This is a genomic window from Flavobacterium ammonificans (assembly GCF_020885975.1).
GTDB lineage: Bacteria > Bacteroidota > Bacteroidia > Flavobacteriales > Flavobacteriaceae > Flavobacterium > Flavobacterium ammonificans.
In genome coordinates, this window is record NZ_AP025183.1 from 582,839 (window position 1) to 594,439 (window position 11,601).

Consider the following 11,601-nt stretch of genomic DNA (forward strand, 5'->3'; position numbering starts at 1 on the left):
ATTGTTTATCGAACCCAATACCAGATAATGCCAGGATTAGGACTTGCTGTACCTCCCCCAGCTGAACCTATCCAAGGAGCTGGCGAATAATTAACATTATTTGAAATTAAGGTACCCCACCAATTTCCTGATCCGCTTGAAAGGGTATAAAATCCTGTATTACTGCCAACATAACCGTACCAAGGCATTCGCAATGACATACCATCATTATTCCCAACATAAGTCCAATTACCAAACTTTACATTCTCAGTTACATTGGTATTCGAACTACTGTTACTTACAAAACTATAAGCGGCATTGGCGGTCCAAATTCCTCCAAAATTGCTTCTTGTATTCGCATCAATCATGTATTGAAATCCTGAAGCGCTGCGTTTAATGTGATCGGCCCAACCGATGATCGAATAATTTGCACTTGAGGTACTAATTATTTCCGCATTAGTACTAAAGGGGATAGTGGTGTTTCTGGCTATAGTATTGGCATAAGTCCAACCAACATAGGATGAATTTTTCAAAATCAAGGTCCAACCGCCACCATCAGTAGTCATATCAGCATATATTTTAATGGGAACTCCTCCATTAATATTGGGGTTTTTAATCCAATAAAATCCGTCAGTTGAATTAGGATAATCTTGTTTAATTTGAAAGGCACTAGTCGAGGCAGTTTCTGGACTTAGACCAGAATTTTCAGGATAAAACCGCTGTCTTGAAGCATTGAAGTTATTGGTAATTTCTTGCTGGGATAATTCTCTATTATAAATCTTAAAACTAGCTACATTTAGATTCATCAACCAATTCAAATCGAAGCGCCAACTTGATATTCTCCCAGCACCTGAATTAAAGTTGGAATTAGTAGCATTAAATGTACCTTGTATTTGAGATAAAGTTTCATTTATTCCATTCACATAGATTTTATTATTGGTTTTTGAACCCGCATACATGACAAAAACCAGATGTTTCCAAGCTCCTTCGACACCTAATTCAATTACTCTGTTCCTTGTTATCCCAAATAAATCTCCTGCCGATGTATTGTAACCTATTGCTCCATCATAGACCCAAGCATCATACAAGTTAAAACCAAAATACATCCCATTGGCAAGAGAATTTGTCCTCACCCACATGTCTACAGTCACGGCATTAGTACTGCCAATATTCGCATTAAAATTGGCAAAACTTGAGGTGCCGTTAAATACAATCGACCCTCCGTTAGCGGAATTAAAACTAGTAGAAGTCAAAGTCACATGGGATCCATTACCAGACAAATCATTCCAAGTGGTTCCAGATCCGCTATAACTTAATGGATTGCCTGCATCCAAATGCAAGACTAAACCTGAATTAGACAAACAAGTTATCATAACACTACCGTCTCCTGTTGTATTTGGAGTGCCAAAAGAGTGATGCCCAGAGCTTGTTTTTGTTGAGCCACCTGCGCCGCCACCTGTTGCAGAGCCACCACCTGCGCCACCGCCGCCGCCAAACCAACCACCACCACCACCACCAGCACCATTCCATCCTGAAAGTCCAGTATCAGATCCTCCATTACCTCCGGATATATCATTCCCGTTTGTACCACGAATTCCAATGCCTGAATCAAAAGGTTCTCCAGCTATACCTTCTGCCGAAGTAGTGGCTGCATAACCGTGTTGATATCTTCCGTTTCTAATAAATGCTGGATTGGGTGGTTGGTTTCCATTACTTGAGGTTCCTACAATCGTATTCCCCGCATTTCCGCCCGTGTAATCACTTCCAGTACTAATTCCTGCGCCACCGCCACCGCCACCTGCAATAACTAATGCATTGGCGTTCGCCGGGCTTGGGGAAGTGAATATACCAGATAAGCCTCCACCAGCTCCGCCATAATTACCACCACTTCCACCATTCCCCCCAAAGCCGTATTTTGAAGTGGTGGATTGTCCTGGAAAACCTCCTACAACAATATATAAAACCTGTCCAGGGGTTACATTCAATGTGGTGGTGATATTAGCACCAGCTCCTCCAGCTTGTCCTCTGGCACCGGTTCCTCCTTTGGCTCCAATAGCGTTCACCTGAATAGAAGTCACTCGATTGGGCACAATGAATTGTTGTATCGCTCCAGTATATTGAAACGAATAAGTCGTAGGTAATTGGGGTTTTTTTACGGCCAAATTATGAAAAGCCGATTGGGCATTCAATCCCATTACACCCAAAAAAAGTAGCAATATGTAATACATTCTTCTCATTAGAAAATAGTATCTCCAAAAACATAACCTACCGTTGCACTATTCATAACCAAACCAATTACACTGTTAGTGGTGCGTGTACTTAATCCACTAGCAGAATTTAACGTAGTTCCCGATTCAGGAGCAAACCTTATAGTTCCTGCACCTACTTGTATCAATTGGCAACTAAATCCAATGGGTAAAGAAGGAACCGTTACGGTTACTGTTGATGCTGAATTGATGAAAAACAGTTTATTGTTATCGGCTGCCGATAAACTAAAACTAGCCGATCTCGATTCGATAACTAGTCCTCCTGAAATTTGAATCCAAGCGGTGCCATTCCAATAATAATACCCTGGCGCTACATTATTAGGTGCATTAGTAGTTGTAGCAGTATTGTAAACCAAAAGTCCTGTTGCGTTGGCAGCCGTTCCAACAATAGGCGAAAAGGCATTGGTAGCGGTTAAAGCTACTCTAGGAGGCAAAAAGCCTCTATCGCTGGCAGCTACTTCTAAACGCGCTGACGCATTAGGCGTAGTGGTGCCAATACCGGTTTGGGCGGTAATGCCTAGGCTAATAAGTAAGAAAAATTTTGCGAAAATATATTTCATACATTTGATATTTTGTGCACACTTTGGCATAGTACTCGTGTTTAATTTATTTATTGAAATCAACTATTATAATCCATAAAGTGATCTCATTTGATTGAATTTATTGGTAATTTCGTCTGGAATTAATGCCTTTTTGTACACTTTCATATTATAATAAGTTCCTGGACATATGTCTGTGAATCCAGTCCCGGCATTGGAATGTCTTGCCCCAAAATACAAGCCATTAGTAGCCAAACCTGTTGGTGTAGAAAATGTTTTTGTCCCCAAACTAACTCCATCCCTATACAAAGTAACTGAATTCCCACTAACTACAAAATCCCAAATATGTATCGTATTAATTCCTGAAACTGCAAAAGAAGCAAGTGATGGCGGACTACCCACTTCCAAACCTGTTGTAGAATTGAAATAGGATAAATATCCTCTATTTGAACTCCAAACTTCGTTGCCCCAAAATGTAGCCCAAAAACTAGTGGGATTCAAACTCGCTACTATAGAGATTGTAAACGAAGAAGGCAAATTGTAATTAGTGGCAATATATTGACCTGTAGTAGTTCTGTAACCACCGCCATTATTAGACACATAGGTAGGTGAACCTACCAAAGTTCCATTATTTCCATTCCCACTCTGATCGACCCAAGTAGAGCCAGAACTAGGGGCAATAGCTAAATCCATTACAAGATCAAAATCATATCTAGGTTTAGAAACTGTATAATTTTGTGTTACCTCTGTTGCTGATAGCGCCCGATTGTAAATGGCGGTGGTCCCTATTTTTCCATCCCAATAAAATCCTTCTGGTGCAGTACCCCCAGAAGCCTCTGCTCCCACAAAAATTGAATTGGCAACATAGGAAATTAGGTTTCCTGAAGTACCTATGTCTACTGTGCTTTTCAATTCACCATCCACATACAAACGCGTATAGCGGCCATCAAAAGTAGTAACAAAATGATGCCAGCCTACTAAGGAACTCACATTGGCTGTTGGAGTTCGGTAGCCGCCTCCAGCGTAAATATAACTGGTAAAAATTCCTGACCAAATATTATGTGAATAGCCTCCTCCCGAAGTACACGAAAGGGAACATTTATAATTGGAGGAAGAAGTTCCTGCATTCCAATCATCTGCGCTCAACCATTGTTCTAATGTAATGGCGGTGGTGGGTTTTAATGCGGTCGAATGTGCTCTGACAGCATAGTCATTAGCGCCATCAAAATCAAAAAAACCATTGGTATCATATACAGGTCCATTAGTTAACGTAAATGGAAAAGAATTGCTATTAACATCATTCCAGGCAGTTCCTGTTCCTGGATAGGATTTTGAGTTCGCAGCATCCAATCGGACTACTAAACCATCAGTAACCAATTGCTGAGGCTCAACAATTACGCCCAGACGCATGGTTATATGATTGATCCAAGTCAATGGACTTACCCTTATGTATTTAGCAAAGACGGGAGATGGAAAAAGTACTCGCACATCATCAACCGAATTAGTATTTAAAGTTGCATTAGACATTACCCTTGTCCAGCTGGAGCCATTCAAACTCACATCAATATGAGCAGAGCTTACCCATTGTCCTCCATTGCTGGCTCGCCCTTGAGTTACAATGCCATTCATTGTTACTGGTTCGTCATAATTTAATATAATAAATTGGCTGGTGTTATTTTGCTGTGCTGCCCATCCTAAACTCGAATTCAACCATGGGGTGTAATGCCCTGCTGAAAATGCATCTGATGCACCCGTGGAACCTGTTGATGAATTCCAAGCGCTCGATACACTCCAATAAGTTGGATTGGTGTTTGTTGATGGGCTGTGAAGCGTATAATTGAATTCATCCTTTCTAAAATTATATTCTTGTAAAATATCACTATCTGTTAATGGCAATTGAAACAACTTAAATTGAGCACAGTTAAACCCTCCGTTCACTCCACCTGATCCCATATGTGTAGTCTCTGAAGCGGCTAAAGTATAGTATTGACCGGATGTAGGAATTTCTCTATCATTAGTTTGTGTTCCTTGCAATACCCCATTTAAATAGGCTTTCAATCTTACACCATCATAGACCATAGCAAGATGATACCATTGATTGAGTGAAACTGAGCTTAGAGAAGTAATAGCGGTTCCGTTCCAAATCCTGTAATAAATCGTATTGTTTACAATTTCTATATTCGATGCATGCCAACCCCCACTTGGTGTCTGAGAATCTAATTCGCTAACAATTATACCATTTGATTTAGTAGGGTATACCCATAAACTCATGGTAAAACTTTTTTGAATTGAAGAATTTAGGGATTTAAAGTACGATCTAAAATTAGGGCTAACTAGGTATTGATTGGTCCCATTAAATGAAAGAAAACCCAACGAATTCATGAAATTGGGACTCTGAACTAATGTTGCTGCGCCTGAGCCATTTCCTATCATATTATTTACCGATGTACTTCCTCGGGTGTAACTTATAGGTTTTGAAAAATCATAATCGACTACCAAGCTATTTTTTGGTAATAGCGAATTTTGCACCGGAAGTCCTATTTGAGCACTAACGGTTACAAATTGTACCAATAAAATAAGATAAATCAGTTTTTTCATATTAATTACTCATTTCTCCCGAAACTAAAATTGAATTACTTCCCAAATGAACTATACTTGCCACCGAATATTGACTGGCTGTTTTTGTAAATCCGGCTCTATTCAAATATGTCCCCGAAAATGTGATTTGACCCGAACCCATTTGCACAATAGTACAATTGAACCCTATAGGCAACCCAGTTGGAATTGTCACTGTTATTGCTGTAGCACTAGTAGACTGAATTATCTTTCCGTTATCGGCTGCAGTAATGGAATAATTTGCTGTGATTGTAGCTACATTAGCAGCGAATCCTGATATGGTAGACGTACTGACATTACCCCCAATTAGATTTCCTGTAGTCGAAACATTGCCTATAGTATAACTAATATCATTGCCCGTTCTAGTCCAATCCATATTCACTCGGCTCCAAACTGGTGTTACAGATGTTCCAGTATTGACATAGAAACCAACTACACCATCAGTTTGATACACCATCAAACCGTTAGCCGGTGAAGGAATCAATCCACGTTGTGCAGCTGTCATTCGAGGTAACAAAAAGCCTTTATCTGTTGATGCTACTTCTAATCGTGCTGACGCATTAGGCGAAGTGGTACCAATACCTGTTTGGGCAAGCAGCGCCTGAGTAAAGAGTAAGAAAACAATAATTTTTTTCATATTTGTGTTTATCTAATCCATATTTGATGATGTGTATTCCAAGAAGCACTATTGTTAAAATCATCTACTTCCCATCGGTAATTATGTCCCTTAATACCCCAATGGTATGTCCCCGATAGCCAAAAAGGAAAATTAGTCATGGCCAAATTACCTTCATTACTAAAAAAATTGGCGGCACTATTCGGCAAAAAAGCTGAATGAGATGGTAAAGTTGCAAAACTAGTATTGATATTTGTCATACTGCCTGATCCAGTTCTGAAATAATTAATGGTATTTGCATGAGTAGTTTTAAAATGAATCACTCGCGTATGTGCATTGGTCGCTCCATAAAATCGCAATTCTGAAAATATGAAGGCATTTAAATAGCTTGGCGCTGTATGTCCCCAGCTAGTCGTTGAAGCTGATTCATCTACTCCTAATGATGTAGATCCTAAAACCGGCAATGAGGTTGTAAATGTTTTTAAAGCCGGGTCGGTTCCTCCTCTATGTAAATAATTCAAGACTAATGTCCACCCTCCTCCATCAGTGGTCATATCGCAATAACAATTTGTACTGGGTAATGTCCCTGTTCCATCAGGGTCAATTGTATATTGTCCAGAAGGAGACATTGGATAAAAATTCAGAATCTCTTTGCAGCTTTTTAAACTTGCTATAGCGGGTCCTGGCATCCATTTCCCTGTCCCGACTAGTTGTAACCTTCCTGTTCCTGAAAAATTGATCTTGCCGCTATAAAAAACACTCCCAGTTGGAACTGTAATGGTATGACCCGGTTGTATAGTAATTCCATTAGCCAATTGGTTAGGGGAAGACCATGTAGATCCTAGATTAAAATTTCCTGAAGTAGCGGTGGTGGTTTGAGAGTTGGCTTGCAAAAAAGGATTAAGAATCAAAAAGACCGCTACTAAGTACTGGACTATTTGTTTCATTTCTTACGCTTTTTTATTTTTTTTATTTCCTTTTGCAATACCTGTATTTGTTTTTGCTGTTCTTTAATCGCCTCAACAAGTAGTGCCACTACTTTATCGTATTGTACTGATTTATAGCCTTCGGCTGTTTTTTCAGTTTGCACTACTTCAGGAAGTACTTTTTCTACTTCTTGTGCAATGAAACCCAATGCGCGATTGTCGCTAAAAGCTCGTTCTTGAAATTCTTTGGTTTTCCAATCAAATGTAACGCCACGTAATTGTTGTACTTTTTGTAAAGAATTTTCAATAGGTAAAATATTGGATTTGAAACGCGCATCAGAAGAACCCGCAATAGAATTGGCAATAATATCGCCCGCTACTTGCAAACTAACCGATGGGGTGGTTGTTCCAATACCTATGTTTCCTGAAGAATTTACTCTAAAGCGTTCTGTGCCAGAAGTTCGGAAAACAAGTGAATTATTCATGTCTGGATTATCAGATCCTCCTGAAATGTCTATAGATGATTGTGCTGATACACTACTGCCTCCTCCAGCTGATAACCGTAAAAAGCCATCATCTGCTCCGTCAATTTGTGTATTCCCTCCTATAGAACCAACGCCTCTTATCTCATAATTGCCAATTGATAATGTAGTGAGCGATGGTCTAGCAGTAGATCGAGAAAACCCATTATGAATTTTTATCCCTCCACCTACAAGATTGAGTCGTGCTGTTGGACTACTTGTTCCAAGACCTATATTGCCATTACCTTGAGCTATCACTAGCCTAGGTGGATATTGTGTTGGTGTACCAACAACCGTCTCGCCAATTGAAAAATTCTTTGTTCCGTTTCCTTCAACGTCTTGTAAAATAGACCATCCATCGAGCCAAATAGCAGCCCTTTTGCTTGTTACATGAGAAGTAGGAGAGATAAGTAGCGATTGGGGAAATTGTAAACTACCACTAGTAAATGTTGGAAGAGAAATTGATGGTGATGTAGAAAGGACAACACTTCCACTCCCAGTTGAAGTTGTAGTCCCAGTACCACCATTAACAACAGGGACAATTCCTGTTACATTGGCAGCAGTATCAGATGGGCCATTTAAACGCACCCACAAACTTCCATTCCAGTAATAATAACCTGGAGTCACATTGTTAGGCGCTATTCCTGCTGTTTCAGTATTGAAAACAAGCAAACCAGTTGCAGGTGAAGTCACTGGACTTGCTGCATTAGTAGCGGTTAGGGCAATTCGCGGAGGCAAAAAACCTTGATTAGTAGAAGCTACTTCTAACTTTGCTGATGGACTAGGTGAAGTAGTACCAATACCCGTTTGGGCAAAAACCAAAGTGCTTAAAAAAAATAGTATTAAATATCTCTTTTTCATCTTATCGAATATAAATTTCTACTCGTGCTGAACGATTTATTCCTCTAACGTTATCACAGCAAGCTACAAAATCTCCTGCAGAATAACTCCCAGCAACCATTCCTATTCCGCCATACACATCATTTGATGCCTGATTGCCGTTGGGGTATAAGCCTCCTCCGTTTTCATTCCATCCAAAACCCCATCTGTTTGCTCCTGTACTATTTGCAGTATAATTAAATCCATAAAATCGCACATCTACTTGCGAAGAAAATACGCTTCCTTTACCAGCAAAATTATTGGCATCGCCAAGAAATAAATTATTGACAGAACTAAAAAAATTGATTGGTGTGATTCTAACTCCATTGTTAAAATTATTTTGCAACCAAGACCAACATCCGTATCCGCTTAACGACAAACTACCTCCAACTGTTGTAATGTCAGGCCATAAGGCCAAAATATCCTTCGCGGCAAAATAATTCATGGTGTGAAATTTGGCATCTCCGTCGTTTCGATTCGTGTTGCCAGTATTTAAAGTGGTTACTGAAGTCCAATGGGAACTTGAATACTGGAAGGTGGTTCCTCTAGTTGCTTTCATTGCCATCATCCAGCCACCGCCATCAACTGCCGAGTTTAAAATACAAAATACCTGTGTGGGTCCTACAAATGGTAAATTAATCCAATAAGTTCCGTCGGTAAAATTATTAAAAGCCGTTTGAATGTATTTTGCATTAGGCGCTGCTTTTGCAGCAGAACTTCCATCCATATAAGGAGTAGTGATTATTTCCTGAACGTTTTGAGCCCAATTTGTTGTATAGCCTGAGGCTATAGTTGCGTTTTGTGTAGGTGATCGCCAATACATGCGAAAACCAAAACCACCTCCACCTTGCTGCATACGAGCAATAAAAGAGTAGGCTCTTCCAGCGGTTAAATTTATAGAACCTGTTCGCGTTCCTAAAGGTTGAACTGCCTGACCGGAATAGGTTGCGATAACCGAGGTTCCGTCAAAGAACAAATCACTGGCGTCGTCTGAAGAAATAGTAAAAGTATAAGTCCCAGATTCCAATGGAATAAATGTGCCTTGAATTCTGAGACCAAAATAGGTACCACCGTTGGGTAAGTTAATACCGATAGCACTCAATTCTGATGTGCTTGTCCAATCCAATATTCTGGCGGAATTGGTGGTTCCGGTTTGTACCAAAGTACTATTGGTGTTGGAGGTATTAAACATGGCGTTCATTTCAGTCAAATTGGTTGGAACTATAGGATATTGAGAAGCATTTCCGTTTCCAGCGTTGGTACTATACACCCAATAATCAAATTGTACATTGGGTTGCTTGTGTACGGGCTGATAAATTGCCATCAGTTGCGCTTGACCTGCCGTATATCCTATACAAAAAATAAGAGCAATTAATTTTTTCATACCTCCTTAATTTGACATATCACCCGATGAAATAAATTGTCCTGACGCCACGCTTACCAAACTCATTATTGCATGTTGTCCCGCAGTTTTGTTGAAATTATATCTATTGTTTATAGTTGACCCTGAAGCAGATACGGTTACTTGACCCGATCCCCGTTGCACGATCAAACAGTTAAAACCTACGCTTAATGCTGGTACTGTAATTGTAACTGCACTATTACTTGTACAACTGATGATTTTTCCATTATCCAATGCCGTTAAGGTATATGTCGTACCCGATTGGGTATTGACCTCAGCGCCAAAGTTGGTCAAAGTAGTGGTCGTACCATTACCCGAAATACTACTGGCCGTTATGTTGCCTAAAATAGCTACCCATGCCGAACCATTCCAAAAATAATAGCCTGGAGCTACATTATTAGAAGCATTGTTTGTTGTAGCTGTATTATAAACAAGCAACCCCGTTGCAGGCGAAGTTACTGGACTAGTGGCATTAGTAGCCGTTAAAGCGATTCGCGGAGGTAAAAAACCTTGGTTGGTAGAGGCTACTTCCAACTTTGCTGATGGACTAGGTGAAGTAGTACCAATACCTGTTTGTCCTTTTGCTGTAAAACCATATAATCCAATAATGAGAAGTAAGTATGTTTTCATAATTGAAATATTAAAAGCCTAAATAAATAAAGGTATTGACCGACAAGCTTCTTGGTGTAATATCTAGGGCGGTTTGGGTTACCCCTCCATTAATTGAGTTTGTATAAATTAAATGGAAGTGATTCCCTGAATCATTTAAAACATTAGCATTACTAACCGCAGCGCCCGCAGTCCAATTATTTTGTGCTTCAGCCATAGCATTTACCGTGTTACTAGATACAGTAGTTGTACCTTGAGAATTTACCCTTGTTGTATGGGTATGATTGCCTTCAGATGAAGTTGTCCCTCCAAGAGTGACATCTGGTAAATTTGATCGTACTATTGTTTTTGTATTACTTCCCGTTACAGATCCTAAAGCGGTTCCGTTCTGCACTAAAAAGGCATTGGCTGCATTGGGTAGGTTAGTTCCAATGCCTAACAAATCGGCTTGTGCACGTTGTGTAATAGATAAACTAGATTTAGCCCTGCCGTTCAATAGCACCCAGCCATTATGGTCCCCAATTTGTATTCCGGTTTTGATATCGCCAAAATTAATAACTGTCATAGCGCTATTTCCACTGAGTTTTTTCCAAGTTACTCCTGTTCTACCATTATGATCCGTAAAAGCGGTGAACGATTGTGTTGAAGCAAACCCTTTTAGTTTAAATACCGCTGCTCCAGTGGTGGTGATTCGAATTACCCCAGTACCTGTAGAGGCTGATTCGCCGAACGCACAAATAATTTCTGAATTTGGAACAACTACATTTGAGGAGTCAAAAACAGCAAATTCAGCTGCAAATCCAGGGGTTCCTTGCGCTCTCATAAAACTTATGACCTCCCAAGTCCCCGCAGAAGGTAAAGTAAAAGTAATTAAATCAACTGGAGTAGGTGAGGTTACAAGCACATTGGAAGTTAGGAATTGTGCTCCAAATTCGGCGGCAACACTACCGCTTCCACCTGCAGTAGCAATAGTGGTCCATACCGCCCCATTCCAATAATAATAGCCTGCAGCGAGTCCTGCATTATAACCAGTATTGTATACTAACAACCCTGTAGCTGGAGTTGGAATGGTAGTAGCATCTGAACTACTTGTCAATGTTACACGCGGAGGCAGAAAACCTTTATTAGTAGCACTCACGTCTAATTTTGCAGAGGCATCAGGAGTAGTGGTTCCAATACCTGTTTGGGCCTTACCACTAAGGAATACCAAACTAAACACTATTATTACTATCCCTCTTTTCATGTTA

The 11,601-nt window shown here is 40.0% G+C and carries 9 protein-coding genes; all 9 read right to left on the reverse strand.

The window, feature by feature from the left end; all coding sequences use genetic code 11:
• Positions 1–5: 5 nt before the first annotated feature.
• The 9 genes from LPC23_RS10280 to LPC23_RS02660 all read right to left on the reverse strand — a co-directional run bounded on the left by LPC23_RS10280 (position 6) and on the right by LPC23_RS02660 (position 11,597).
• Positions 6–2,207, reverse strand: coding sequence for a fibrinogen-like YCDxxxxGGGW domain-containing protein (locus tag LPC23_RS10280; protein ID WP_229330885.1), 2,202 nt, complete (start codon positions 2,205–2,207; stop codon positions 6–8).
• Positions 2,208–2,215: 8 nt separating this feature from the next.
• Complete coding sequence (locus tag LPC23_RS02625; RefSeq protein ID WP_229330887.1) at positions 2,216–2,806, reverse strand: hypothetical protein; 591 nt, start codon at positions 2,804–2,806, stop codon at positions 2,216–2,218.
• Between the two features lie 66 nt (positions 2,807–2,872).
• Positions 2,873–5,383 (reverse strand): LamG-like jellyroll fold domain-containing protein, encoded by a 2,511-nt coding sequence (locus LPC23_RS02630; RefSeq protein ID WP_229330889.1) that lies wholly within the window; start codon positions 5,381–5,383, stop codon positions 2,873–2,875.
• A gap of 1 nt (position 5,384) precedes the next feature.
• Positions 5,385–6,038, reverse strand: a complete 654-nt coding sequence (locus tag LPC23_RS02635; RefSeq protein ID WP_229330891.1) for a hypothetical protein — start codon at positions 6,036–6,038, stop codon at positions 5,385–5,387.
• Positions 6,039–6,046: 8 nt separating this feature from the next.
• Positions 6,047–6,964 (reverse strand): fibrinogen-like YCDxxxxGGGW domain-containing protein, encoded by a 918-nt coding sequence (locus LPC23_RS02640; RefSeq protein ID WP_229330893.1) that lies wholly within the window; start codon positions 6,962–6,964, stop codon positions 6,047–6,049.
• Entirely contained in the window at positions 6,961–8,325 is a 1,365-nt protein-coding gene (locus tag LPC23_RS02645; RefSeq protein ID WP_229330895.1) for a tail fiber domain-containing protein, read from the reverse strand. The genes LPC23_RS02640 and LPC23_RS02645 overlap by 4 nt, the downstream gene beginning before the upstream one ends.
• A 1-nt stretch (position 8,326) precedes the next feature.
• Positions 8,327–9,727, reverse strand: coding sequence for a PA14 domain-containing protein (locus LPC23_RS02650; protein WP_229330898.1), 1,401 nt, complete (start codon positions 9,725–9,727; stop codon positions 8,327–8,329).
• Between the two features lie 6 nt (positions 9,728–9,733).
• Entirely contained in the window at positions 9,734–10,375 is a 642-nt protein-coding gene (locus tag LPC23_RS02655; RefSeq protein ID WP_229330900.1) for a hypothetical protein, read from the reverse strand.
• Between the two features lie 10 nt (positions 10,376–10,385).
• Positions 10,386–11,597, reverse strand: coding sequence for a hypothetical protein (locus LPC23_RS02660; protein ID WP_229330902.1), 1,212 nt, complete (start codon positions 11,595–11,597; stop codon positions 10,386–10,388).
• Positions 11,598–11,601 lie beyond the last annotated feature (4 nt).

What these genes read in the sequence shown, in the direction of transcription:
- LPC23_RS10280 (WP_229330885.1), bottom strand. Translation starts at nt 2,207, where the DNA reads ATGTATTACATATTGCTACTTTTTTTGGGTGTAATGGGATTGAATGCC.
- LPC23_RS02645 (WP_229330895.1), bottom strand. Translation starts at nt 8,325, where the DNA reads ATGAAAAAGAGATATTTAATACTATTTTTTTTAAGCACTTTGGTTTTT.
- LPC23_RS02630 (WP_229330889.1), bottom strand. Translation starts at nt 5,383, where the DNA reads ATGAAAAAACTGATTTATCTTATTTTATTGGTACAATTTGTAACCGTT.
- LPC23_RS02660 (WP_229330902.1), bottom strand. Translation starts at nt 11,597, where the DNA reads ATGAAAAGAGGGATAGTAATAATAGTGTTTAGTTTGGTATTCCTTAGT.
- LPC23_RS02635 (WP_229330891.1), bottom strand. Translation starts at nt 6,038, where the DNA reads ATGAAAAAAATTATTGTTTTCTTACTCTTTACTCAGGCGCTGCTTGCC.
- LPC23_RS02640 (WP_229330893.1), bottom strand. Translation starts at nt 6,964, where the DNA reads ATGAAACAAATAGTCCAGTACTTAGTAGCGGTCTTTTTGATTCTTAAT.
- LPC23_RS02650 (WP_229330898.1), bottom strand. Translation starts at nt 9,727, where the DNA reads ATGAAAAAATTAATTGCTCTTATTTTTTGTATAGGATATACGGCAGGT.
- LPC23_RS02625 (WP_229330887.1), bottom strand. Translation starts at nt 2,806, where the DNA reads ATGAAATATATTTTCGCAAAATTTTTCTTACTTATTAGCCTAGGCATT.
- LPC23_RS02655 (WP_229330900.1), bottom strand. Translation starts at nt 10,375, where the DNA reads ATGAAAACATACTTACTTCTCATTATTGGATTATATGGTTTTACAGCA.